The following is a 25,938-nucleotide window of genomic DNA, read 5'->3' as shown; positions in this document are numbered from 1 at the left end:
GATAAAGTAGTAAAGGATAAAGTAGTAGAGGATAAAGTAGTAGAGGATAAAGTAGTAAAGGATAAAGTAAAAGTAATAGAAAGTAAAGTAGTAGAGGATAAAGTAGTAGAGGATAAAGTAGTAAAGGATAAAGTAAAAGTAATAGAAAGTAAAGTAGTAGAGGATAAAGTAGTAGAGGATAAAGTAGTAAAGGATAAAGTAAAAGTAATAGAAAGTAAAGTAGTAGAGGATAAAGTAGTAGAGGATAAAGTAGTAGAGGTAAAAAAAGAGTAAAAAAAGTAATAAAAGTTATAATATGATTTCTAAATCTAAATTAGAAAAATTATATAGAAAGGAAGTAATTCCAAGTTTAATAAAAAATTTTGGATATAAATCTATTATGGAAGTTCCAAAATTAAAAAAAATAGTTATACACCAGGGTATTGGTGAATCTGTTTCAGATAAAAAATTAATAGATTTTTCTATAAAAGAAATAACAGATATAACAGGTCAAAAAGCTATTTTTTGTTATTCTAAACATGATGAATCTGGATTTAAATTAAGAAAAGGAATGCCTATAGGAGTAAAAGTTACTTTACGTAGAATAAAAATGTATGAATTTTTAGAAAGACTTATTTTTATTTCTTTACCTAGAGTAAGAGATTTTAATGGAGTAAAAAATAATAGTTTTGATGGATATGGAAATTATAATATGGGAATAACAGAACAAATTATTTATCCTGAAATAAATATTGATAAAATTAAAAAAAATAAAGGAATGAATATTACATTTGTTACTTCTGCTAAAAATGATATAGAAGCTAGAAAACTTTTATCACTTTTTGGAATACCTTTTAAAAAATAAAAAAATGGCTAAAGAATCTGTTAAAGCAAGACAAAAAAAAAGAGAAAAAATAGTAATGAAATATGCAAATAAAAGGATTGCTTTAAAAAAAGCTGGAAAATATGAACTTTTACAAAAATTGCCTAGAGATGCATCTCCTGTTCGTTTAAAAAATAGATGTTCTATTACTGGAAGATGTAGAGGATACATGAGAAAATTTGGTGTTTCTCGTATTGTATTTAGAAATTTAGTTTCTCAAGGACTTATTCCAGGAATAAAAAAAGCTAGTTGGTAAAAATAAAAATAAGTAAATATTAATTATGTTATGGATACAATAGCAGATTTTTTAACTAGAATTAGAAATGCATGTTTTGCAAAACATAAACTATTGAAAGTTAGTTTTTCTAAAGAAAAAAAAGAAATAATTAATGTTTTATTAAAAAATGGATATATTTTAGATTACAAAATAGAAAAAAATATAATTAAAATAGCATTAAAATATTATAAAAATAATTCTGTTATTTATAAAATAATAAGAATAAGTAAACCTGGTTTAAGAAAATATTGTAAATATAAAAAATTACCTAGAGTATTAAATGGATTAGGTATAGCTATAATAACTACTTCTAATGGAGTAATTACAGATAAAGAAGCAAGAAAAAAAAGAATAGGAGGTGAAATTTTATGTTATGTTTTTTGATACAAATTTTTAATATATCTGTAAATAGTTTTATAAAATGTCAAGAATTGGGAAAAAACCTATTTTAATACCTGATAATGTAGAATTAAAAATAATTAATGATAAGATATCTGTAAAAGGAAATTTAGGTATTTTATATCAAAAAATTTCTAAAAAATTACATTTTAATTTATATGAAAAAAAAATACTTATAACTAGAAATAAAGAAAATAAAGAATCTAAATCTTTACATGGATTATATCATGTTTTAATTAAAAATATGATAATAGGAGTTACAAAAGGATTTCAAAAAAAATTAGAATTAGTTGGAGTAGGATATAGAGCTACTTATAATGAAAAAATTTTAGATTTAAATCTTGGTTTTTCTCATAATATTATGTTACAACTTTCTAAAGAAATTGATATAGAAATAAAATCGGAAAAAGGAAAAAATACTATTATTATTTTAAAATCTTATGATAAACAATTATTAGGAATAGTTGCAGCAAAAATAAGATCATTTAGAATTCCGGAACCTTATAAAGGAAAAGGGGTTAAATATTTAAAAGAAATAATTTATAGAAAAGCAGGTAAATCTGCTTAAATTTTTTATATATGAAAAAAATTTTTGGAGAACCAGATAGATTTAGGATTTCTGTTTTTAGAAGTAATAAACAAATATATGCCCAAATTATAGATGATTTATCTGGAAAAACTTTAGTATCTTCTTCATCAAGGGAAAAAATATTTCATGAAAATAAAAAAACAAAAATAGAATTATCTTATGAAGTAGGTAAACTATTAGGTGATAGAGCTAAAAAATTGAAAATAACTAAATTAGTTTTTGATAAAGGTAAATATTTATATCATGGTAGAATAAAATCTTTAGCTGAAGGAATTAGAAAAATAGGATTTAAATTTTAAAATAATTATTTTGTCTAAAAAAATAAAACATTCTGGATTAGAATTAAAAGAAAAATTGGTTGGAGTAACAAGAGTATGTAAAGTAACTAAAGGAAGAAGATATTTTAGTTTTAGTGCTATCCTTATTAAAGGAAATGAAAATGGAGTAGTAGGTTATGGTTTTGGAAAATCTAAAGAAGCTCCAGATGCTATTCACAAAGCTGGAGAGCAAGCTAAAAGAAATCTTTGTAAAGTATGTATATCAAATGGAACAATTCCTCATGAACAAGAAGCTAAATATGGAGGGGCTCATATTTTAATTAAACCTGCTTCAGATGGTACTGGAATTATAGCTGGTGGACCTTTAAGAGCTGTTCTTGAAGCTGCTGGATTAAGAAATGTATTATCAAAATCTAAAGGATCTTCTAATCATCATAATATAATTAAAGCTACAATAAAAGCTCTTAGTAAAATGAGAGATGTTCATATTATAGCAAAACAAAGAGGTATTTCTATTAAAAAAGTATATAATGGATAATACAAAAAAAATTTTTTTATATCCAAAAAGTGGATCTAAAAAAAATAAATTGAGATTAGGAAGAGGACAAGGATCTGGAAAAGGTGGGACTTGTGGTAGAGGACATAAAGGAGAAAAATCTAGATCTGGTTATTCTAAAAAAATAGGATTTGAAGGAGGACAAATGCCTATACAAAGAAGAATTCCTAAATTTGGATTTAAAAGAAATAAAAAAAAATATAATTGTATTAATTTATATACAATTCAAAATTATATTAATAAAGGAAAAATTAAAAAAGGAGATATTTTAAATAAAGAATTTTTTTTAAAAAAAAAATTAGCTAAAAAAAATGATTTTATTAAAATTTTAGGAAAAGGTATTCTTTCTTATCCATTAAATATATATGCATCCAAATTTAGCAAAAAAGCTTTTTCTTCTATAGAAAAAATAGGAGGAAAAGCTTTTTTAGTATAATACTAAAATGAATAATTTTTTAACAACTGTTCATAACATTTGGAATGTTAAAGATTTACGTAAAAAAATAATAATAACTTTAAATTTATTATTAATATATCGTTTTGGAGCCTATATTCCCCTTCCAGGAATTAATCCTTTAGGTATTAGTGATTTTATGGAAAAATTTCATATAGGTTCTAAAGGATTAATACAAATTTTATCTTCTTTTACTGGTGGAGCTTTTAACCGTGCTTCAATTTTAGCCTTAGGTATTATGCCTTATATATCTGCATCTATTATAATACAGTTAATGTGTATTATTATTCCTTATTTACAAAGATTACAAAAAGATGGAGAAAGTGGAAGAAAACAAATTAGTCTTATTACAAGATGGTTAACTGTAGGCATATGTTTTATACAAGCTCCTGTATATCTTATTTCTTTAACTCAACAAATTATTCCTTTTTCATCTTCTATTTCATCTTATTTAATTAATATAAATACTTTTTATGGTAAAAGTATATTTTGGTGTATAGGAATAACTACTTTAACTTCTGGTACTTTATTTACAATGTGGTTAGGAGATAAAATAACAGATAAAGGTATAGGAAATGGAATTTCCTTAATAATAATGTCAGGAATAATTGCACGATTTCCAGATGCTATAGCAAAAGAAATATTTAGTAAATTAGAAAATATAAATGGAGGATTAATAATTTTACTTTTTGAATTTTTATTATGGTTATTAGTAATTTTATTTTCTATTATAATTATTCAAGCTATTAGAAAAATTCCAGTACAATATGTTTCTCATTATAAATCTATAAAATTAGAATCTAATTTAATTCATAAAAAACATCAATATATTCCATTAAAAATGACTGCTGCAGGAGTAATGCCTATTATATTTTCTCAAGCAATAATGCTTTTTCCATTAACTTTTTATGATTATATAGAAAATATAAAAATAAAAAATTTTTTTCATCTTTTTCAAGATATATATGGATTATGGTATAATTTAACTATTTTTATATTAGTAATAATTTTTACTTTTTTTTATACAGCTATTACTATACCAGTAAATCAAATGGCAGATGATTTAAAAAGAAATGGAGGACATATACCAAAAATAAAACCTGGAAAAGATACAGCTGAATATATAGATTCTATTTTATCAAAAATTACATTTCCTGGAGCAATACTTTTAGCTATTATAGCAATAATACCATGTATAGTTTTTAGAATGGGTGTTACTCAAAATTTTGCATTATTTTATGGAGGAACTTCGTTATTAATTGTAGTAGGTGTTATTTTAGATGTTTCACAACAGGTTCGTATTCATTTGTTAAATTATCATTATGATGGATTAATGATGACAAAAAATCGTAAATATAATAGATTATAATTTTTTATAATTTTTTATGTATATTATATTAATTGTAAATAAATTATTATGTCTAAACAGAAGCATATTGAAGTTGATGGAACTATTATAGAATCATCTCCAAATGCGATGTTTCGCGTAGAATTAGAAAATGGATGTATTGTAAAAGCTCATATATCCGGAAAAATGAGAATGCATTATATAAAAATATTACCTGGAGATAAAGTTCGATTAGAAATGTCTTCTTATGATTTAGAAAGAGGAAGAATAACTTATAGATATTAAAATAAATAAAATTATAACATACTTTTTATGAAAGTAAGAGCTTCTTTAAAAAAAAGAACTGATAATTGTAAAATTGTTAGAAGAAAAGGTCGTTTACGTATTATTAATAAAAAAAATCCTAGATTTAAACAAAAACAAGGTTAGATGGCAGTTAGAATTTCTAGTATAGAAATTCCAATTTCTAAAAGAGGAATTATTGGTCTTACTTATTTGTATGGAATAGGTAAAAGTTTATCAAAAACTATTTTAAAATCTGTTAATATTGATGAAAATAAAAAAGTAAAAGATTGGTCTGATGATGATATTAGTAAAATAAGAAAATTTATATCTGATAATATAAAAATTGAAGGTGAATTAAGATCTGAAAATCAAATCAATATAAAAAGATTAATGGATATAGGTTGTTATATAGGAACAAGACATAGAAAAGGATTACCATTAAGAGGTCAAAAAACAAAAAATAATTGTAGAACTAGAAAAGGAAAAAAGAAAACTGTAGCAAATAAGAAAAAAGTTACAAAATAAAAATTTTATGGTAAAATCTGGAAAAAAAAGATCAGTAGTAGTTGATTCTTTAGGTGAAGCTCATATTCAATCTAGTTTTAATAATATTATTATTACTTTAACAAATAAAAAAGGAGAAGTGATAACATGGTCTTCTGCCGGAAAAATGAATTTTAAAGGATCTAAAAAAAATACTCCATATGCTGCTCAAATGGCAGCAGAAAATGTAGCAAAAGAAGGATTAAATGCAGGAATAAAAAAAGTTGAGATAAAAGTTAAAGGACCAGGAGCAGGTAGAGATGCTGCTATAAGAGCATTAAGTAATTCTGGTATTATAGTAACGATGATAAAAGATATAACTCCATTACCTCATAATGGATGTCGTCCTCCTAAAAGAAGGAGAGTTTAATGATTAAAAATATTATGGCAAAATATATAGGACCTAAAACTAAAATTTCTAGAAGATTTGGAGAATGCATTTATGGAGAAGATAAATATTTTAATAGAAGAAAATATCCATCTGGACAACATGGAAATAATCGTCGTAGAGGAAAACGTTCAGAATATTTTATACAATTAATAGAAAAACAAAAAGCTAAATATACTTATGGGATATTAGAACGTCAATTTGAAAAATTGTATTTTGAAGCTGCAAGAAAAAAAGGAATTACTGGAGAATTATTATTACAAGCATGTGAAAGTCGTCTTGATAACGTCGTTTTTAGATTAAAATTTGCTCCTTCTCGATCTTCTGCTCGTCAAATTGTATCTCATAGACATATTATTGTTAATAATCATATTGTTAATATTCCTTCTTTTAGATTAAAACCAGGAGATAAGATAGAAATAAGAGAAAAATCTAAAAAACATCCAGTTATATTAGAATCTATAAATAAAAAAATAGGTCCATTAGTAGAATGGTTAATTTTAGATGAAAAAAACATGTTTGGTTTATTTAGAATTATGCCAAAAAGAACACAAATTCCTGAAAATATTAAAGAACAATTTATTGTAGAATTATATTCAAAATAGAATAAGTAGTATGTCTATTCTAAATTTTGTTAAACCTGATAGAATTGCAATGTATGAATTTGCAGATAATAGAAGTATTTTTCATCTAAAACCTTTAGAACCAGGATATGGAATAACTTTAGGAAATGCATTACGAAGGGTTCTTTTAGGTTCTTTAAAAGGATTTTCTATAACTTCTATTAGAATTAAAGGAGTTAAATATGAATTTTCTACTATAGAAGGAGTAGTTGAAGATGTAACAGATATTGTTTTAAATTTTAAAAAAATTCGTTTAAAACAAAAATTACCCAACATTCATAATGAAATAGTTAATGTTTCAATTAATTCTGGTAAACAAATAACAGGTGAAATTTTAAATAAATTTATTTCTGGTTTTCAAATTTTAAATAAGGATTTAGTTATTTGTAATAAAGAAGAATCTATTCCTTTAGATATTAATTTTACAATTGAAGAAGGTAGAGGATATGTTCCTGCAGAAGAAAATAAAAAAAATAAAGAATATTTAATTGGAACTATTCCAATAGATTCTATATTTACTCCAATTAAAAATGTTAAATATACAATAGAAAATTGTCGTGTTGGACAAAAAACAGATTTTGAAAATCTTTCATTGGAAATAAAAACAGATGGATCCATTTGTCCAAAATTAGCTTTAATGGAGGCTTCTAAAATATTGATTCAATATTTTTCTATTTTTTCCTATGATAAAATAGGAAAAGAAAAACAAGAAGAAATTAACAAAAATAAAAAATATGATGAAGAATTTTTAAGAATGCGAACATTATTAAAGTCTAAATTAAATGATATGGATTTATCTGTACGTACAAAAAATTGTTTAAAATTAGCTTCTATAAAAACTATTGCAGATTTAGTTAGTTGTAACAGAAATAATATGTTAAAAATGAGGAATTTTGGAAAAAAATCTTTAGATGAATTAGAAAGTAAAATGAAAGAAAAAGGATTATATTTTGGAATGGAAATATCGGAATATAAATTGAATAAAGAATAAATAAATGAATCATAGAAATAAAAATAATCATTTAGGTAGAAAATATGGACATAGAAAATCTATTCTTTCCAATATGGCTTGTTCTTTAATTAAAGAAAAAAAAATTTTTACAACTTTATCTAAAGCTAAGGCTTTGAAAAAATATATTGAACCTATTATAACCAAATCTAAAATTAATTCAATTCATTCTAGAAGAAATATTTTCTCATATTTAAAAGATAAGATTACTGTTTCAGAATTATTTAAAGACACTTTTAAAAAGGTAAGAGAACGTACTGGAGGATATACTAGAATAATAAAAACAGGATTTCGTTTAGGAGATAACGCTGCATTATCTTTTATTGAATTAGTAGATTTCAATAATTATACTTATACTTCAAAAAAAATTATAAAATCTGTAAGACGTAGTATAAAAAAAAATAGAAAAAAATGAATAATGAGTAAAATTAAAAATATTCAGGCTAGACAAATATTAGATTCTAGAGGAAATCCTACTATAGAAGTAGATGTTATAACAAAAAATAATATTTTAGGAAGAGCTTCTATTCCATCAGGTGCATCAAAAGGAAAAAATGAAGCTTTTGAATTACGTGATTGTAATAAAGAATTTTTTTTTGGAAAAGGTGTATTAAAAGCTATTAAAAATGTTAATAATATTATTGCTCCTGAATTAATTGGAAAATCAATTTTAGACCAAATTTATATAGATAAATTAATGTTAGAATTAGATGGAACAAATAATAAAAAAAGATTAGGAGCTAATGCTATTTTAGCTATTTCTATAGCAACTGCTAAAGCTGCTGCTAATGAATTAAAAATACCTCTTTATAAATATATAGGAGGTATATATTCTTATTTATTACCTACTCCTTTAATAAATATAATAAATGGAGGAAGACATTCAAATGCTCCTATAGCTTTTCAAGAATTTATGATTGTTCCTATAAAAGCTAATTCTTTTTTAGAAGCATTACAAATGGGACATAAAGTTTTTTATCAATTAAAATATATTTTAAATAAAAAAGGATTATCTACAAGTGTAGGTGATGAAGGTGGGTTTTCCCCAAATTTAAATAGTATAGAAGATGTTTTAGATAACATATTAGAAGCTATACATATGGCAAATTATGAGCCTTATGATCAAATAGGTATAGCTATAGATTGTGCTTCTTCTGAATTTTATTCAAACAATCAATATGATTATTCTAAATTTAGTAAAAAAATAGAAGATTCTAAAAAATCTAGAGAAGATCATGTAAAATATTTATCTTATTTAATTAAAAAATATCCAATTATATCTATTGAAGATGGAATGGATCAAAATGATTGGGAAGGATGGAAATTACTGACAAATGAAATAGGAAATCAAATACAATTAGTAGGAGATGATCTATTTGTTACTCAATTAAATAAATTAAAAAAAGGAATAGAAAAAAAAGTAGCTAATTCTATTCTTATAAAATTAAATCAAGTAGGAACATTAACAGAAACAATTGAAACAATTAATGCTGCTAAAAAAAATAAATATAGAAATATTATTTCTCATCGTTCTGGAGATACAGAAGATTTTTTTATAGCAGATCTTTCTGTTGGTTTTAATATTGAACAAATAAAAACAGGTTCTATTTGTCGTTCTGAACGAACTTCAAAATATAATCAATTATTACGTATTGAAAATACACTTGGAAAATATTCTTGTTATTCAGGATGGAATTTTATATAAAAAAATACTACATAAATAATGAGTATTGAGCAATATAATGATAATTATAGTTTTTATTTTTGGATATTTGTTTATTGCTTTTGAAAAATTATTTTATTTAAATAAAGTAATTCCATCTATTTTAATGGCTACTATTTGTTGGTCTTTAATTATGTTATTTAACATTCCTGTTTATGAATTAGATCAACATTTAATAATTAAAAAAAATCCGCAATATTTATTATTATTCCATTTAGGAAAAGCTTCTGAAATTATTTTTTTTCTTATTGGAGCTATGTCTATTATTTCTATTATTGAAAAATATCATGGATTTGAAGCTTTAAAAGAATTATTCTATACAAATACAAAAAGAAAATTTTTATGGAAACTAAGTTTAGTTTCTTTTTTTTTATCTGCTATAATAGATAATCTTACAGCAACTATAGTTTTAATATCTCTTTTAAGAAAAATCATTTATAATTATAAAGAACGTTTATTTTATTTAGGTTTAGTTATTATATCGGCTAATGCAGGAGGAGTTTGGTCTCCAATTGGAGACATTACAACAACAATGTTATGGATTTCTAAAAAAGTAACAATTTTACATCTTATAAAAATAATATTAATACCTTCTATATTATGTATGTTTGTTTCTACTATGATTGCTTCTTATTTACCAATTTTTAATGGAAAAATTAAAATTGAAAAAAATAAATTATCAAAAGAAAATATTAATAAAGGTTTTTTTATGTTAAAAATAGGTTTATTTCTAATGTTACTTGTTCCTATTTTTAAAACTATAACTGGATTACCTCCATATATGGGAATGATGTTTTCTCTTAGTATACTTCTTTGTATAATTTCTAATAAATATAAATCAAAAATTATATCATCATCTATAGATAAAATATTTAAAAAATTAGATATTTCTAGTATTTTATTTTTTTTTGGTATTTTATTATCTGTTTCTTCTTTAGAATCTTTAGGAAAATTATATTATTTATCTCATTGGATAAATAATACTTTTTCTACATGGAAAATTACAACTTTTATATTAGGATTTATATCTTCTATTGTAGATAATGTTCCATTAGTAGCTGCTACTATAGCTATGTTTTCTCATCCAATAGATCATGAATTATGGCATTTTATAGCTTATGTTTCTGGAACAGGAGGGAGTATTTTTCTCATAGGATCTGCTGCAGGAGTAGCAGCTATGGGAATGGAAAAAATAGATTTTTTTTGGTATCTAAAAAAAATAAGCTGGTTAGCTTTAGCAGGTTATATATCTGGATTTATTTATTTATTAATTTATCCATTTTTTTCTTTGTAAAAATTCTATGAATTTACCTCCTAAATAAGAAAAAGGGAAAAATAATGGAAGTATTATTATTTTAAACCATAAAGGATATCTATAAAATAATAGATGAAATAAAATTATAAAAAATAATATAATACCGGTTAATATAGCATGAGCTTTTTTTGCATTTTTAGCAAAAAAAGCTGTTACTATACCTCCTAATATAGGACTAAATGCATAAAATAAAATTAAAATTAAAAAAAATTTATTAGGAGCTTCATTAAAAATATATTTCAATTTTATTAATGGAATAAATTCTATTTCTATAAACCATTTTTTTATAAATTTTATAGCATAAAATATTTCTAAAATACTTATTATTATTCCTATAAATACTGAAAATATATTTTGGTACATAAATAATTTTTATTATTGTAAAAATAAATATCAATTTTTTATTTTTGTTATGAATTATACAATTGATTGGATTTTAATAAAAAAATATAAAGATATTTTGTTCTTTTTTTGGGAAGGTATAGCGAAAATAGAAATAAATAGACCAAAATGTCATAATGCTTTTCGTGTGGAAACAGTAAAAGAAATGATTGATGCTATAAATATATGTAAAGATAAAAAAGATATAGATGTAATAATTATTACTGGATCTGGAAATAAATCTTTTTGTTCTGGAGGTGATCAGACTACAAGAGGTTTAGGAGGTTATTTAGGAAAAGATGGAATTCCAAGATTAAATATTTTAGATTTTTATAAAAAAATTAGAGAAATTCCGAAACCTGTTATAGCTATGGTAAATGGTTTTGCTGTAGGAGGGGGTCATGTATTACATGTTGTATGTGATTTAACTATAGCTTCTGATAATGCTATTTTTAGTCAAGTTGGTCCAAAAGTAGGATCTTTTGATGGAGGATTTGGATGTTCTTATTTAGCTCGTCATATTGGTCAAAAAAAGACAAGAGAAATGTGGTTTTTATGTAAAAAATATACAGCTAAAGAAGCTTTAAAAATGGGATTAATTAATAAGGTAGTAAGTATAGAAAAATTAGAAAAAAAAACCATAAAATGGTGTAAAATTATACAAAAAAGAAGTCCTATGTCTTTAAGAATGATAAAAAGATGTTTAAATGCAGAATTAGATGGACAACATGGATTAATGCAATTGGCTGGAGATGCTACATTGATGTTTTATTTAATGGAAGAATCTCAAGAAGGAAAAAAAGCTTTTTTAGAAAAAAGAGATCCAAACTTTAAAAAATTTACAAAATTTTTATGAAATTAAAATATTGGATTTATGCAATGCGTTTGCATACTTTACCTTTATCTATTACTGGAATAACTTTAAGTTTTCTTATATCTAAATTTAGAGGATTTGAAGAATATATAGTATATATATTATGTTTAATTACGGCTTTATTTTTACAAATATTAGCAAATATATCAAATGATTATGGAGATAATATAAGAGGATTATATAATTTTAATAGTTTTGGATCAAATAAAAGAGTTCAATGTAGTTTTATTTCATTTTTAAAAATAAAAAAAGGTATTTATTTATTTTCTATTTTATCTTTTATTTCTGGATTATTTTTAATTTATAAAACTATTTCAATAAATGATATTTTTATTTTTTTTTTATATTTTTTAGGAATTTTTATATGTATATATTCTTCTATTTTTTATTCTATAGGATCTAAACCATATGGATATAAAACAGGAATAAGTGATTTATTAGTATTATTTTTTTTTGGAATTATTTCAGTTCAAGGTAGTTATTTTTTATATACTCATACTTTAAAAATAGATATATTTTTATTGTCTTTATCTATTGGTTTATTAAATGTAGCAGTTTTAAATATTAATAATATAAGAGATATTGATAACGATTATAAACATGGAAAATATACTATGGCAGTGTGGTTAGGTATTAAATATGCAAAAATATATCATATTTTTATTATATTTTTATCTGTATTTTTTGGAGGTATGTTTATATTTTTAAATCAAATAAAAAATATACAATGGTATTTTTTTATATTTTTTATTTTTTTTATAATATTACATATTAAAAATATAATTATTATAAAAGATAATAAATTATTTAATTTAGAATTAAAAAAATTAATTTTTATTACTTTTTTATATGGATTAAGTACTGGTATTAGCTTTTTTTTATAAAAAATATATGAAAATAACTTATCTTACTCATAGCACATGTATATTAAAAATACATGAAAAATATTTATTAATAGATCCTTTTCTTTCTAAAAATTCTTTTTTTAATAAGAAATTTTTATTTAATGATTATATTAATAAATATATAAAAAAAATAGATTATATATTATTAACACATGCTCATTATGATCATGTATGTGATGTTGAATTATTTTCACGTAAATTTAATAATGTTTTAATTATTTCTAATTATGAAATATCAAATTTTTTTGAAAAAAAAGGAATAAAAACATGTGCAATTAATTATGGTTCTTTTGTTTCATTTTCATTTGGAAAATTAAAATATATATGGGCAGCTCATTCTAGTATTTTTAATAATGGAATTTATGGAGGTAATCCTGGAGGTTTTCTTATACATACAGATGAAGGAAATATATATATTTCAGGTGATACATCCCTTATATATGAAATGAAACTTGTACCAATTTTCGGTAAATTAAAACTTTCAATTTTACCTATAGGAGGTAGATTTACTATGGATATAGAAGAAGCTATAATTGCTTCAGAATTTTTACAATGTGAAAAAATATTAGGTGTTCATTATAATACTTTTGAAGCTATTAAAATTGATAAAGAAAAAGCAATAAAATCTTTTTATGATAAAAATAAAAATTTAATTTTATTAGATATGGGAAAGAGTTTATATATATGAAAATTTTTATTTTTAAAAAAAAATTTATTTTTAAAAATAAAATATATAATTCTAATAAAATATTTAGATATTCTATTATTTGGTATATCATATTAAAAAATAATAATAAAATAGGTATAGGAGAATGTAATCCTATATTAGATAAATTAGCTTTAAAAAATTTGAAAAAATTTGAAAATGAATTATATATTGTTTCTAATAAAATTATTTTTAATAAAATGAAAATATTTTATTATTATAAATATATTAATTATTCATCTATTTTATTTGGATTAGAACAAGCTTTTTTAAGCTTAAAAAATAAATTTATTATATTATATAATTCAGAATTTACTAAAGGATGGAAAGGAGTTCCTATAAATGATTTAATATGGTTAAATGCATGGAAAAAACATGATATAATAAAAAAAATAGAAAATAAAATTTTTGAAGGATTTTTATTTATAAAAATTAAAATTAATATAAAATTAATTTATTATCAATGTAAAATTTTAGAATATATTAATAAAAAATATCCATTTGTAAAAATACGAATTGATGCAAATGGTTGTTTTAATAATAAAAACATAGCTTTATATTATATAAATAATATATTATATAAATTTCATATAATTCATTCAATAGAACAACCTATATTATCTGGAAATTGGAAAGAAATGTATGAAATATGTAAAAAATCTAAACTACCTATAGCATTAGATGAAGAATTAGAAGGAATTAAAAAATTAGAGGATAAAAAAAAATTATTAGATTTTATTAAACCTAATTATATAGTAATTAAACCTAGTGTAAATGGAGGTTTTTATGAATCAGAAGAATGGATTTTTGAAGCAAAAAAAAGAAATATAAAATGGTGGATTAGTTCTTCTTTAGAAAGTAATATAGGAATTAATGCCATTGCTCAATGGTCTTTTATGATGAATAAAAAATATAAAAAAATTATTACTCATGGTTTGAATACTAGTTTTTTATATACTAAAAATTTTAATATTCCTATAAAAATAATAAAAGGACATATTTGGTATAATATACCTTCTATTCAATCTAATAAAAAAAATATTATTAAATCTTTTTTTTCCAATATAAAATGTGGTTAGATTTTTCTTATAAAAAAATATTTTCTTCTAAAAAACTTTATTCATCTTTTTGGAAAAGAAAAATTTTTTCTTTTTTAGAAGAATGGTATAATAAAAATACATTATTAACGATTTATACTTCTGGAACAACAGGTGTTCCTAAAAAAATTTTCGTAAAAAAACAACATATGTATGAAAAAGCTATACAATCTGTAGAATTTTTAAAAATAAAAAAAAAAAAAATTATAGGTTTATTATGTTTATCTACAGATTTTATAGCAGCTAAAATGTTTTTAGTTAGAGCTATTATTTTTAAATGGAAAATATATTGCGTTCCTCCATCATCTAATCCTTTAAAAAATGTCAAATATAATTTTGATATAGTATCTATGGTCCCTATTCAAGTTTTTTTTAGTTTTAAACATTTAAAAAATGTTAAAATTCTTTTAATAGGAGGATGTTCTATTTCTAATTTTTTAGAAAAAAAACTGCAGAATATAACAACTATTTGTTATGATACTTATGGTATGACAGAAACTTTAGGTCATATAGCATTAAAAAAAATTAATGGATTAAATAAAAGCATTTTTTATAAATCATTTAAAGATGTTCATCTTAGTATAGATAAAAGAAATTGTTTAGGAATTTTTTCAAAAAGTATGAATTTTTTTATACAAACAAATGATATTGTTCATATGATATCTAAAGATAGATTTAGATGGATAGGTAGATATGATCATATTATTAATAGTGGAGGTATTAAAGTTGTTCCTGAATTAATAGAAAAAGATATAAATCCATTTATTCCTTGTAATAAACGATTTTTTATTTCTTCAATTCCTGATAAAATTTTAGGAGAAAAAATAGTATTAGTTATTGAAGGAGATTTTTTTCCATTAACAATACCAAAATTTATTTTTAATGGAGAAAAAAAATTTTATAAACCAAAAAAAGTTTTTTTTATTTCTCATTTTACTAAAAATTTATTAGAAAAATTTAATAGAAAAAAAATTATAAAACAAATAAATAAAAATTAAAATATATTTTTTTTATGCATTTTTTCATCAAAATTTTTTTTTAATTCTTTAAGAAAAGTTTCAGTATCTAAATAATTATTAGATTTATCTCCATAAACTAGTTGACATAGATCTTTTGTCATTTTTCCAGATTCTATAAAGTCTATACAAGATTCTTCTATTTTTTCTGAAAAAAAATTTAAATTTATATTTTTGTCTAAAAAAGCACGATGTTTAAGACCACGAGTCCAAGAAAAAATAGAAGCTATTGGATTAGTAGAAGTTTTTTTACCTTTTTGATGTAATCTATAATGTCTAGTTATAGTTCCATGAGCAGCTTCAGATTCTAATGTTTTACCATCTGAAGTGATTAAAATAGAAGACATCATTCCTAATGAACCGAAACCTTGAGCTATACAGTCTGATTGAACATCTCCATCATAATTTTTACATGCCCATATAAAACCTCCTTTTGATTTGATAGTTTTTGCAATCATATCGTCTATTAAACAATGTTCATAAGTTATATTTAACTCATCAAATTTTGATTTAAATTCAGTATCATATAAGTTTTGAAAAATATCTTTATATTTTCCGTCATATTCTTTTAAAATAGTATTTTTTGTAGATAAAAAAAGTGGATATTTTTTATATATAGCATAATTAAAACAAGAACGAGAAAATTCATATATAGATTGATATGTATTATACATCCCCATAGCAATTCCTGGACTTAAAAAATGATGTATTTTAAATTTTTTTGTATTATTTTTATTATTATCTGGTATAAATAAAATATATAATTTTCCTTTTTCCTCAACAATAAAATCTTTTGCATCATATTGATCTGCGTAAGCATGACGAGCTATACAAATAGGTTTTTTCCAACCTGGAATAAAACGAGGTATATTTTTTACGATAATAGGTTCTCTAAATACAGTTCCATTAATAATATTTCTAATTGTTCCATTTGGAGATTTCCATTTCTTTTTTAAAGAAAATTCTTTCATTCTATTATCATCAGGAGTTATTGTAGCGCATTTTATTCCTACATTATATTTTTTTATTGCATAAGCAGCATCTATAGTAATTTGATCATTGGTTATATTTCTATTTTCTATTCCCAAATCAAAATAAATAATTTTTATATCTAAATAAGGATTAATAAAATATTTTTTAATATATTTCCATATTACTTTAGCCATTTCATCTCCATCTATTTCTACTATAGGATTAGTTACTTTTATTTTATGTATCATATAATAATTTTTTATTATAATTTTTAAATTACATTTATAATACAAAATATTAATAAATTCTTATATTTGTTAATAGATTTGTAATCTATATTACTATTCCTTTGAATAACTCAAACGAGTTTTTTTTATGGTCAATGAATTATAAATATGAAATACGATATATTACTATACTATGTAATTAATAAATTAAAAACTTTTTCAAATAGGAAAATAGTTTTTTTTTATACTAGTTTTAGTATTGAATACTAATTAATTTATCATTTTATTTTAATAATATTCCTATAAAAATATTCACTTTAGATACAATAAAGTTTTTTTTTGAATAAACTTATAAAAGTTTAAATAAATAAATATTATGGATATTTTATTTCGTTATATTATCCTGATAAAAATTTAGAAAAAATAATAATAAAATGTTTCTTTATAAGAAAAATATAACCATTTTAAAAAATAAAAATTAAGTATAGTATGGTTATCATTATCTATTATTATGTTAAAAAAAAAGTAGATAGTTACAGAAGTAAATGTTAGTGTTGTGGATAAAAAAAATAATAAAAATATGGATTATATCTAAAAAAAATAAAATAAAAAAAACACTATTTAGATAGTATGACATAATAAAAATATAAATATGTTTGATTTATCTTTTTTTAAAAAAATATCTAAAAATAATAAAAAAGATCTTTTTCTTAATAAAAAAAAATTAAAAAATTTTTTAGAAGGATTATTTCATATATTATTTACACCTGATAAACAGATTTTAAATAATATATTTCTTTTTAAAGAAAATTATGAAAATTTACAAAATATTTTATATGAAATTTTTATAGAATTAAATATTTCAAAAAAAAATTCAAGTATTTTTTCTAAAATTTTTTTTAAAGAAGTACCTAATATTTATCAAACATTAATAATAGATGCTAATGCTATATTGGAATCTGATCCTGCTGCAACAATTATAGAAGAAATATTTTTATCTTATCCTGGTTTTTTTGCTACGGCATTATATAGAATAGCTCATCAACTTGATATTCAAAAAATTCCAGTTATTCCTAGATTAATTACAGAATATGCACATAGTAAAACAGGTGTTGATATACATGCTTCAGCAAAAATAGGAAAAGCTTTTTCTATAGATCATGGTACAGGTATAGTTATAGGTTCCAGTACTAATATAGGTAATAAAGTAAAATTATATCAAGGAGTAACTTTAGGTGCTATTTTTGTAGATAAAAAACTTTCTAATAAAAAACGTCATCCTACTATAGAAGATAGAGTTACCATTTATGCAGGAGCAACTATATTAGGAGGAGATACTGTTATAGGTCATGATAGTGTTATTGGAGGGAATGTATGGATAACTAAAAGTATATCTCCTTTTTCTATAGTATATCAAAAAAGTGAAATAAAAATGAGAAATAATAGTCCATTTCCTGATCCTATTAATTTTATGATATAAATAAAAAAAAATGAAAGTAGATAGTATTTTAAAAACTATTGGTAATACTCCTCATGTACAATTAAAACGTTTATATCCTGAACATAAAGTTTGGATTAAATTAGAAAAAAATAATCCTGGAGGAAGTATAAAAGATAGAATTGCACTTTCTATGATAGAAGATGCAGAAAAAAAAAGAATTATTAAAAAAGGAGATATTATAATAGAACCAACTTCTGGTAATACAGGAATAGGATTAGCAATAGTAAGTTCTGTAAAAGGATATCGTCTTATTTTAGTAATGCCAGAATCTATGAGTATTGAAAGAAGAAAATTATTTTCTATTTTTGGAGCAAAATTTGTTCTTACCCCAAAAGATAAAGGAATGAAAGGAGCAATAGATAAAGCTAAAGAATTAGTTAATATTATTCCTGATTCTTGGATGCCAAAACAATTTGATAATATTTCTAATCCTAACATACATAAAAAAACAACTGCAAAAGAAATAATAGATTCTTTTCCTGAAGGAATAGATTATTTTATTACAGGAGTTGGCACAGGAGGACATATAACTGGAATAGGAGAAATATTAAAAAATAAATTTCCAAATATAAAAATTTTTTCAGTGGAACCAATAGAATCTCAAGTTATATTTGAAAAAAAATTAAAAATTAAACCTCATTATTTACAAGGATTAGGTGCTGGTTTTATTCCATCTATTTTAAATATAAAAATATTAGATGGATCTTTTTCAGTCTCTAAAGAAGAAGCTTTCAGTTATGTTAGAAAAATAGCAAGAAAAGAAGGAATTCTTGTAGGAATTTCTACAGGAGCATCTTTATCTGCAATAGATAAACAATTATCCAAATTTTCAAAAAAATCAACAATATTAACATTTAATTATGATACTGGAGAAAGATATCTTTCAGTTGAAAATCTTTTTTTATAAAAAAAGATTTTCAATATTATTAGGATATTTAAGTTTAAAATTATTTAATGATAAAAATTTATAATTATAAAAAATTAATAAAATTAAATATTTTAAATATTGTAAATAAATAAAATATGTTATCTGAATTAAATAAAAAAATATTTACTGAATTAATAGAAAAATCTGATAAAGAAGAAATTATATGGATGTATGGTTATTTATCTGGAATTTTATATTCTATAAATAATACAAAAAAATTTAAAAAAAAAGATCAAAAAATTACTTTAGTTTATGCAACAGAAACAGGAAATGCTAAAAATTTAGCATTTGATATTTATCAAAAAATTAAAAAAAAAAAATTATTAATAAGATTAATTAATTTAAATGATTATTGTTTACAAGATTTAAAAAAAGAAAATTATTTATTTATAATAATTAGTACACATGGAGAAGGAGAACCACCTTCTTCTGCAAAAAATTTTTATAATTTCATTCATAAAAATATTTGTTTAAATCATTTAAAATACAGTGTATTAGCTTTAGGAGATAAATCTTATACTTACTTTTGTAAAGCTGGAGAAGATATAGATAAACGTTTGCATAAAATAGGTGCTAATAGAATTATAGCTTTGTATAAATGTGATATAGATTATGAAAATAAAGCAAAAAAATGGTTTTATGAAATTTTAAATTTTTTTCAAAAAAAATATAAAAACAATATAAAAAAAGGTAGAATTTTTAATAACATACTTTTATGTAAAAAAAAAGAAGATAAAGAAATTCATCATATTGAAATTATTGTTCAAAATGATATAAAATATTTACCAGGAGATTCTATAGGAATATTTCCTGAAAATTCTTTAAAAGAAGTAAAAAATATTATAAATTTTTTTGATAAAGATGAAAATAAAATTGAAGCGTTTGATCTTTTTAAAAAAAAATTAAATATTTTAAATTTATCCAAAGAATTTATAAAAAAATATTCTTTTTTATCCAAAAAAAAAAATATTCCTTTGGATAAAAAATGGAGACTTATTGATCTTTTAAAAAATTTTTCTATAAAAAAAGTATCTTTAAAAGATTTAATAAAAATAATGGAACCTATAAAACCTAGATTATATTCTATTTCTTCTTCTCCTAAAAAACATAATAATCAAATACATATTACTGTATCTCGTCATCATTTTAAATTAAATGAAGGTAAAACTATATATGGTCATTGTTCTGATTTTTTATCTCAATTAGAAATTGGTAATGAAATTTCTTTTTTTATTTATACGAATCAATTGTTTAAATTACCTAATCCTAATAAAGATATAATTCTTATTGGAGTTGGAACTGGAATAGCTCCTTTTCGTTCTTTTTTATATGAAAGAGAAATTATAAATGCTACAGGAAAAAATTGGTTATTTTTTGGAAATCAATATTTTTATACAGATTTTTTATATCAAACAGAAATACAAAATTGGCAAAAAAAAGGAATACTTAATCATGTTCATCTTGCTTTTTCAAGAGATCAAGAAAAAAAAATATATATACAAAATAAAATATGGGAAAATCGTGTGGAATTTTTTTCATGGATAAAAAATGGAGCATATGTTTATATTTGTGGAAATAAAAACCCTATGAGTATAGATGTTGAAAAAATGATATATCATATAATAAAAGAAATAGGAGGAGAAAATCCTGAATATTTTTTAGAAGAAATGAAAAAAAATAAAAGATATTTAAAAGACGTTTACTAACGTTAATAGATATTAATATTTTTTATATATTATTTTACATTTAAATTATATTCTTTATTTAAAGATAAAATTTTTTCTACAATTTTTTTATCCATTTTATATTTTGATTCTTTAGTCCATCCGGCTATATGTGGAGTTAATATTACTTTATTAGAACGTATAAGATAAAAAAAATTTTTAGAAAGTTTTTTATGATGAAAAATATTTTCAAATGAAAAATTTTCATATTCTAATACATCTAAACAAGCTCCATATATTTTACCATATTTTAATGCTTTTACTAAATGTTTTGTAGTTACGCATCCTCCACGAGAGGTGTTTATTAAATAAAAAGGTTTATAAAATTTTTTTATAAAATCATAATTAACCATATTTTTTGTTTCTTTAGTATATGGAACATGTAAACTTATTATATCTGATTTTTTAAAAATAGTATCTATATTCACTTGTTTTGCATAATTATCTCCTATTTTTGATATAATATCATAACATAATACTTTAACATCAAATCCAGAAATTTTTTTAGCAAAAGCTTTTCCTGTATTTCCATATCCAATAATACCTATTGTTTTACCCATTATTTCTATTCCTCTATTAATTTCTCTATTCCATTTTTTTTTTATTATTTGTTGATTAGAACTAACTATATGATTCATTATACATAATAACATTCCTATAGCATGTTCTGCTACAGCATCTTTATTTCCTTCCGGAGAAGTTATTAAAGTTATTCCTTTTTTTGATGCATAATCTTTATCTATATTTTCTATTCCAGATCCAATACGAGCTATAAATTTTAATTTTTTAGCTTTATGAATAAATTTTTTATCTATCTTTAATCTACTTCTTAAAATAATACCATCATATATAGATATATTTATATTATCTATTAATTCATAATAATATTCATCACATATAAAACCATTTTTTCTTAATTTATATATAATAAAAGGATGATTTTTTTCTAAAATTAATATCTTCATCATATGAAAATTTATTTTTCATAATCTTTATTATGTTCTATATTTAAATTTGTATTTAAATCTATATCTTTTTTTATAAAATTTTGTTCTTCTTTTTTTTCTATTTCATTGATTTCTTCTTTTTCTTCTTCTTTATTATATTTTTCTTTAATAAGATTATTTTCTTCACATTGATTCCAATAATGTTGATAATTTTTTGGTTTATGAAATAATAATTTTTCATGATATATAAGATTTTTATCTTTATATAAACTTTTCATGTAATATGCCCATATAGGCAAAGCCATATTAGCACCTTGACCTAATTGTATATTATCAAAATGAGAAGATCTATCTTCCCATCCAACCCAAACCCCGGTAGTTAAATTTGGTATCATTCCAATAAACCATCCATCTGAATTATCATTAGTTGTACCTGTTTTTCCTGCTATATCTCCTACAAAATTATAATTTTGTAATCTTTTAGCTGTTCCATATTTAATTACTCCTTGCATTATATTTAACATAATATATCCTACATCTTCACTAAAAACCTGTCTTCTAATATCTATATGTTCTTTAATTAAATTTCCATTATCATCTTCTATTTTTACCAAAATACTAGGTTTAACATAAACTCCATAATTAGTAAATGTATTAAATGCTCCTGTCATTTCATATAACGTTAAATCTGCAGAACCTAATGCTATAGATGGATGTTCAGGTATTATGGATTTTATACCCATTTTTTTTGCTAAATTAATTACTGGTTTTGGAGTTATTTCTGAAATAAGACGAGCTGAAATAGTATTAATAGATAAAGCTAATCCATCTCTTAAAGTAAAATATCCTCCATATTTACCGTTAGAATTTCTTGGATTCCATTTTCCTAAATGAAATTTTTCATTTGAAATTTTTGTACAAGGATTATAATGTAATTCTTTAATAGCTGCAGTATATAAAATAGGTTTAAAAATAGAACCAACTTGACGTTGAGTTTGTGCAACATGATCATATTGAAAATAATTAAAATCAATTCCTCCTACCCATGCTTTTATATATCCAGTAGTAGGTTCTATAGATAACATTCCAGCTTGTATAATACTTTTTTGATAACGTATAAAATCCCATGGAGATATTAATACTTTTTTAGATCCATTCCAAGTAAATAATTTTATTAATTGTGGTTTTTTAAATTTTTCTATTATTTCATTTTCTGTAAATCCTTTTTGTTTTAAATCTTGATAAAGAGGTGTTCTATGCATTGCTGATATTAAAATTCTTTTTGTTTTTTCTGATGAAATATTCAAAAATGGTGCATTTTTGTTTTTTTTTTGAAAATTATTAAACAAAACTTGCAATTTACTAAGATGTTTTTTTACTGATTTTTCTGCATAATCTTGCATTTTTGCATCAATAGATGTATATATTTTAAGACCACTAGAATAAAGATTAAGTTTATTACCAGTTTTTATTTCATATTCATCTAAAGACTCTTTAATTTCTTTTTTTAAAAAATCACTATAATAAGTAAGCAATTCAAAATCTTTTTTTTGTATTTTAAAATTAACTTTAATAGGTTTTTTCAATTCTTTTTTATATTGATCTATATTCAAAAAATTATATTTTTTCATTTGATACAAAACTAAGTTTCTTTGTTTTTTTGCTCTATAAGGATAATTTTTTGGATTATATAAAGAAGGATTTTCCAACATACCAACTAAAATTGCACATTCTCCTAAATGGAGTTCAGAAGCTTTTTTATTAAAATAAGTATGAGATGCAGTTTCTATTCCTTTTGCATTATACAAAAAATCAAATTTATTATAATACATAGTAATAATCTCTTCTTTTGTATAACGTTTTTCTAATTCAATAGCCATTACCCATTCTAAAAGTTTTTGATGTATTCTTTGTATTTTATTCCTTGCTGAAGGACCTGTAAAAAGAAGTTTAGCTAATTGTTGAGATATAGTGCTTCCACCTCCTTTTTTTCCTAATGAAAGAATAGCTCTAAGTAAAGATTTAACATCAATTCCAGAATGATAATTGAAACGTATATCTTCTTTTGCTATTAATGCATTAACTAGATTTTTAGGAAGTTGTTTATAAGTAATTAAAGTTCTATTTTCTGAAAAAAATCTTCCCAATAATATTCCATTAGAATCATATACTTTTGATCCTACTTCCATAGTAGGATTTTCTATATCCTTAGTGCTAGGTAAATTTCCCAAATAACCTTTAGTTATAGCATAAAAAATTATAAAAACAGTACTTATTCCTATGAAAAATAAAAACCAAAAATAAAAAAGTAGTATGCGAAAATAATAGTTTATTTTTGTACTTTTTTTATACACGTATAAAAATTATTTTTTTTTTAGCATAAAACGTTAAAATATTTTTATATAAATCAATCTTTAAATGTTAATTCAGTTTTTTGAATAGTATTGTTTATTGTTGATAATTCCTCTAAAGGAGGAGAAATTTGATTTTTTTTATTTTTTTCTAAAATTTCCTTAATTTTTTTTACTTCTATTATAAACCAAGTATTAGGACTATTAACATAAGAAAACCACATTTTTTTTTTAAAAATATCAATTTTCATACATTTAGCAATTCCTTTTTTTGTATATATTTTACTATTATTAAAATCTGGAAAATCTTTAATTGCAGATAAATAAGCATCTAATTCATAATTAAGACAACATTTTAATTTACTACATTGTCCAGTTAATTTTTGAACATTTATAGATAATTGTTGATATCTTGCTGAATTTGTACTAACACTTTTAAAATTTTTTAACCATGTAGAACAACATAATTCTCTACCACAAGATCCTATTCCTCCAATTTTTGCCGCTTCTTGTCTATATCCTATTTGACGCATTTCTATACGTGTTTGTAAAAATAAAGCTAATTTTTTAATTAGATTTCTAAAATCTACTCTATTTTCAGCAGTATAATAAAAAGTAGCTTTATCTCCATCTCCTTGATATTCAACATCACAAATTTTCATAGAAAGATTTAAATTTTTTACAATATTTTTTGCTTGTAAAAGAGTTAAAGATTCTTTTTCTTTAAAAGATTTCCAAATAGATATTTCTTTATATGTTGATTTTCTGTATATTTTTTTAAAGGTATTTGAATTAACGTTTTTATTTCTTATTTGTAATTTAACTAATTCTCCAATTACTGATACTATTCCTATATCATATCCAATACCAGATTTAGATTCTACAGTTATAATATCTCCCTTAGTAAGTAATATTTCTTTTTGATTTATAAAAAAATCTTTTCTATCATTTTTAAATTTTACTTCAATAATGTTGTATTTATTATATTCAGGTGATTGAATATTAGATAACCAATCTAGTGTATTAAATTTTGAATATGATTGAAAAATATTATTTTTTTTTAAACATATATTATTTAAACAATCATGACATGATTTATTCATCATTTTACATAAGTTTAGGGTAAAAATAAAACTTTTCTTTTGCTTAATTTTTAATTATTTTATTGTAATTTTTTTTAAAAAAATTTATGAAAAAAATAGCTATTTTTGCTGGATCTTTTGATCCTATTACTTTAGGTCATTACGATATTATTATTAGAGGACTAACTTTATTTGATAAAATTATTATAGCTATTGGTAAAAATTTTAATAAAAAAAATATGTTTTCTCTTGAAAAAAGAAAAATATGGATAAAAAAAACTTTTTTAAAATTATCTAATAAAATAGAAATAGATTCATTTGATGGATTAACTATTTCTTTTTGTAAAAAAAGAAAAGTTAGATTTTTATTAAGAGGAATTAGAAATCAATTAGATTTTGAATTTGAAAAAAATATTTATTTTATAAATAAAAAATTAAACAAAAAAAAAGATATTGAAACCATTTATTTATTTTCTTCTTATACTTATATTAGTTCTTGTATAGTAAGAAATATTATTAAAAATGGAGGAGATTATACTACATTTGTTCCTTATCCTGTTAGGATTAAATTGAATTAA

At 21.7% G+C, this 25,938-nt stretch carries 32 protein-coding genes; 27 read left to right on the top strand and 5 right to left on the bottom strand.

Features of this window, described 5'->3' with window-relative positions:
* From H0H36_RS01930 to H0H36_RS01845, 18 genes are all read left to right on the top strand, one after another.
* Window positions 1-273 (top strand): hypothetical protein (locus H0H36_RS01930; RefSeq protein ID WP_185869418.1); only part of this gene is annotated, 273 nt, incomplete at its 5' end.
* Window positions 274-295: 22 nt separating this feature from the next.
* The gene (gene rplE, locus H0H36_RS01925) at window positions 296-844 is read left to right on the top strand and encodes a 50S ribosomal protein L5 (RefSeq protein ID WP_185869417.1); all 549 of its coding nucleotides are present in this window, start codon (window positions 296-298) and stop codon (window positions 842-844) included.
* A 4-nt stretch (window positions 845-848) separates the two neighbouring features.
* Window positions 849-1,118, top strand: coding sequence for a 30S ribosomal protein S14 (gene rpsN, locus H0H36_RS01920; protein WP_185869416.1), 270 nt, complete (start codon window positions 849-851; stop codon window positions 1,116-1,118).
* A 30-nt stretch (window positions 1,119-1,148) separates the two neighbouring features.
* The gene (gene rpsH, locus H0H36_RS01915; RefSeq protein ID WP_185869415.1) at window positions 1,149-1,523 is read left to right on the top strand and encodes a 30S ribosomal protein S8; all 375 of its coding nucleotides are present in this window, start codon (window positions 1,149-1,151) and stop codon (window positions 1,521-1,523) included.
* A gap of 37 nt (window positions 1,524-1,560) precedes the next feature.
* Window positions 1,561-2,106 carry a 50S ribosomal protein L6 gene (rplF, locus tag H0H36_RS01910; RefSeq protein WP_185869414.1) on the top strand — a complete coding sequence of 182 codons (546 nt, stop codon included), beginning with the start codon at window positions 1,561-1,563 and terminating at the stop codon, window positions 2,104-2,106.
* 11 nt (window positions 2,107-2,117) lie between these two features.
* Window positions 2,118-2,426, top strand: a complete 309-nt coding sequence (gene rplR / locus H0H36_RS01905; RefSeq protein ID WP_185869413.1) for a 50S ribosomal protein L18 — start codon at window positions 2,118-2,120, stop codon at window positions 2,424-2,426.
* Window positions 2,427-2,433: 7 nt separating this feature from the next.
* Window positions 2,434-2,943 (top strand): 30S ribosomal protein S5, encoded by a 510-nt coding sequence (rpsE, locus tag H0H36_RS01900; protein ID WP_185869907.1) that lies wholly within the window; start codon window positions 2,434-2,436, stop codon window positions 2,941-2,943.
* On the top strand, window positions 2,936-3,397 hold the full coding sequence (gene rplO / locus H0H36_RS01895; protein ID WP_185869412.1) for a 50S ribosomal protein L15: 462 nt from the start codon (window positions 2,936-2,938) through the stop codon (window positions 3,395-3,397). Before rpsE ends, rplO begins: the two co-directional genes overlap by 8 nt.
* A gap of 7 nt (window positions 3,398-3,404) precedes the next feature.
* Window positions 3,405-4,784, top strand: coding sequence for a preprotein translocase subunit SecY (gene secY, locus H0H36_RS01890; RefSeq protein WP_185869411.1), 1,380 nt, complete (start codon window positions 3,405-3,407; stop codon window positions 4,782-4,784).
* A gap of 48 nt (window positions 4,785-4,832) precedes the next feature.
* Entirely contained in the window at window positions 4,833-5,048 is a 216-nt protein-coding gene (infA, locus tag H0H36_RS01885; protein ID WP_185869410.1) for a translation initiation factor IF-1, read from the top strand.
* Window positions 5,049-5,075: 27 nt separating this feature from the next.
* Window positions 5,076-5,192 (top strand): 50S ribosomal protein L36, encoded by a 117-nt coding sequence (gene rpmJ, locus H0H36_RS01880; protein ID WP_185869409.1) that lies wholly within the window; start codon window positions 5,076-5,078, stop codon window positions 5,190-5,192.
* Entirely contained in the window at window positions 5,193-5,573 is a 381-nt protein-coding gene (gene rpsM, locus H0H36_RS01875; RefSeq protein ID WP_185869408.1) for a 30S ribosomal protein S13, read from the top strand.
* Between the two features lie 7 nt (window positions 5,574-5,580).
* A complete protein-coding gene (rpsK, locus tag H0H36_RS01870) occupies window positions 5,581-5,961 on the top strand; it encodes a 30S ribosomal protein S11 (protein ID WP_185869407.1) in 381 nt (126 codons plus the stop codon).
* 14 nt (window positions 5,962-5,975) lie between these two features.
* Window positions 5,976-6,584: a 30S ribosomal protein S4 gene (rpsD, locus tag H0H36_RS01865; protein ID WP_185869406.1), complete on the top strand. Its 609-nt coding sequence runs from the start codon at window positions 5,976-5,978 to the stop codon at window positions 6,582-6,584.
* 10 nt (window positions 6,585-6,594) lie between these two features.
* Complete coding sequence (locus H0H36_RS01860) at window positions 6,595-7,593, top strand: DNA-directed RNA polymerase subunit alpha (RefSeq protein WP_185869405.1); 999 nt, start codon at window positions 6,595-6,597, stop codon at window positions 7,591-7,593.
* Between the two features lie 4 nt (window positions 7,594-7,597).
* Window positions 7,598-8,026 (top strand): 50S ribosomal protein L17, encoded by a 429-nt coding sequence (gene rplQ / locus H0H36_RS01855; protein ID WP_185869404.1) that lies wholly within the window; start codon window positions 7,598-7,600, stop codon window positions 8,024-8,026.
* Between the two features lie 3 nt (window positions 8,027-8,029).
* Entirely contained in the window at window positions 8,030-9,316 is a 1,287-nt protein-coding gene (gene eno, locus H0H36_RS01850; RefSeq protein WP_185869403.1) for a phosphopyruvate hydratase, read from the top strand.
* A gap of 37 nt (window positions 9,317-9,353) precedes the next feature.
* The gene (locus H0H36_RS01845; RefSeq protein WP_185869402.1) at window positions 9,354-10,628 is read left to right on the top strand and encodes an SLC13 family permease; all 1,275 of its coding nucleotides are present in this window, start codon (window positions 9,354-9,356) and stop codon (window positions 10,626-10,628) included.
* Here the strand turns inward: H0H36_RS01845 and H0H36_RS01840 are convergent.
* Window positions 10,602-11,012: a hypothetical protein gene (locus tag H0H36_RS01840; protein ID WP_185869401.1), complete on the bottom strand. Its 411-nt coding sequence runs from the start codon at window positions 11,010-11,012 to the stop codon at window positions 10,602-10,604. The two genes, H0H36_RS01845 and H0H36_RS01840, sit on opposite strands and share 27 nt — an antisense overlap.
* A 49-nt stretch (window positions 11,013-11,061) precedes the next feature.
* On the opposite strand from H0H36_RS01840, the gene menB reads away from it, so the two are divergent.
* The 5 genes from menB to H0H36_RS01815 are packed head-to-tail and all read left to right on the top strand — an operon-like array spanning window position 11,062 to window position 15,610.
* Window positions 11,062-11,886 (top strand): 1,4-dihydroxy-2-naphthoyl-CoA synthase, encoded by an 825-nt coding sequence (gene menB / locus H0H36_RS01835; RefSeq protein WP_185869400.1) that lies wholly within the window; start codon window positions 11,062-11,064, stop codon window positions 11,884-11,886.
* Window positions 11,883-12,788 carry a 1,4-dihydroxy-2-naphthoate octaprenyltransferase gene (gene menA, locus H0H36_RS01830; protein ID WP_185869399.1) on the top strand — a complete coding sequence of 302 codons (906 nt, stop codon included), beginning with the start codon at window positions 11,883-11,885 and terminating at the stop codon, window positions 12,786-12,788. The genes menB and menA overlap by 4 nt, the downstream gene beginning before the upstream one ends.
* Before the next feature lie 7 nt (window positions 12,789-12,795).
* Window positions 12,796-13,497 carry a metal-dependent hydrolase gene (locus H0H36_RS01825; protein ID WP_185869398.1) on the top strand — a complete coding sequence of 234 codons (702 nt, stop codon included), beginning with the start codon at window positions 12,796-12,798 and terminating at the stop codon, window positions 13,495-13,497.
* Window positions 13,494-14,594 carry an enolase C-terminal domain-like protein gene (locus H0H36_RS01820; protein WP_238786188.1) on the top strand — a complete coding sequence of 367 codons (1,101 nt, stop codon included), beginning with the start codon at window positions 13,494-13,496 and terminating at the stop codon, window positions 14,592-14,594. Before H0H36_RS01825 ends, H0H36_RS01820 begins: the two co-directional genes overlap by 4 nt.
* Entirely contained in the window at window positions 14,585-15,610 is a 1,026-nt protein-coding gene (locus H0H36_RS01815; RefSeq protein ID WP_185869397.1) for an AMP-binding protein, read from the top strand. Before H0H36_RS01820 ends, H0H36_RS01815 begins: the two co-directional genes overlap by 10 nt.
* Here H0H36_RS01815 and H0H36_RS01810 read toward each other — a convergent pair.
* Window positions 15,607-16,848, bottom strand: a complete 1,242-nt coding sequence (locus H0H36_RS01810; RefSeq protein WP_394366959.1) for an NADP-dependent isocitrate dehydrogenase — start codon at window positions 16,846-16,848, stop codon at window positions 15,607-15,609. The genes H0H36_RS01815 and H0H36_RS01810 overlap by 4 nt on opposite strands.
* Window positions 16,849-17,479: 631 nt before the next feature.
* Between H0H36_RS01810 and H0H36_RS01805 the strand changes: the two genes are divergently transcribed.
* The 3 genes from H0H36_RS01805 to H0H36_RS01795 all read left to right on the top strand — a co-directional run bounded on the left by H0H36_RS01805 (window position 17,480) and on the right by H0H36_RS01795 (window position 20,962).
* Window positions 17,480-18,307 carry a serine O-acetyltransferase gene (locus H0H36_RS01805; protein ID WP_185869396.1) on the top strand — a complete coding sequence of 276 codons (828 nt, stop codon included), beginning with the start codon at window positions 17,480-17,482 and terminating at the stop codon, window positions 18,305-18,307.
* A gap of 10 nt (window positions 18,308-18,317) precedes the next feature.
* Window positions 18,318-19,235 (top strand): cysteine synthase A, encoded by a 918-nt coding sequence (gene cysK, locus H0H36_RS01800; RefSeq protein WP_185869395.1) that lies wholly within the window; start codon window positions 18,318-18,320, stop codon window positions 19,233-19,235.
* 116 nt (window positions 19,236-19,351) lie between these two features.
* On the top strand, window positions 19,352-20,962 hold the full coding sequence (locus tag H0H36_RS01795) for a diflavin oxidoreductase (RefSeq protein WP_185869394.1): 1,611 nt from the start codon (window positions 19,352-19,354) through the stop codon (window positions 20,960-20,962).
* A gap of 29 nt (window positions 20,963-20,991) precedes the next feature.
* Here the strand turns inward: H0H36_RS01795 and H0H36_RS01790 are convergent, their stop codons facing one another.
* Genes H0H36_RS01790 through H0H36_RS01780 form a run of 3 tightly spaced genes read right to left on the bottom strand, consistent with a single transcriptional unit; the run spans window position 20,992 to window position 25,381 of the window.
* Window positions 20,992-21,945, bottom strand: coding sequence for an NAD(P)-dependent oxidoreductase (locus H0H36_RS01790; protein ID WP_185869904.1), 954 nt, complete (start codon window positions 21,943-21,945; stop codon window positions 20,992-20,994).
* An 11-nt stretch (window positions 21,946-21,956) separates the two neighbouring features.
* On the bottom strand, window positions 21,957-24,281 hold the full coding sequence (locus H0H36_RS01785) for a penicillin-binding protein 1A (RefSeq protein ID WP_185869393.1): 2,325 nt from the start codon (window positions 24,279-24,281) through the stop codon (window positions 21,957-21,959).
* 53 nt (window positions 24,282-24,334) lie between these two features.
* Window positions 24,335-25,381: a PSP1 domain-containing protein gene (locus H0H36_RS01780; RefSeq protein WP_185869392.1), complete on the bottom strand. Its 1,047-nt coding sequence runs from the start codon at window positions 25,379-25,381 to the stop codon at window positions 24,335-24,337.
* 86 nt (window positions 25,382-25,467) lie between these two features.
* On the opposite strand from H0H36_RS01780, the gene coaD reads away from it, so the two are divergent.
* Window positions 25,468-25,938, top strand: coding sequence for a pantetheine-phosphate adenylyltransferase (gene coaD, locus H0H36_RS01775; RefSeq protein ID WP_185869391.1), 471 nt, complete (start codon window positions 25,468-25,470; stop codon window positions 25,936-25,938).

The organism is Blattabacterium cuenoti (genome assembly GCF_014252395.1).
Classification (GTDB): Bacteria; Bacteroidota; Bacteroidia; order Flavobacteriales; family Blattabacteriaceae; genus Blattabacterium; species Blattabacterium cuenoti_AA.
Note: the sequence above shows the minus strand (reverse complement) of the source record. Positions and strands in the feature narration are given on the sequence as shown.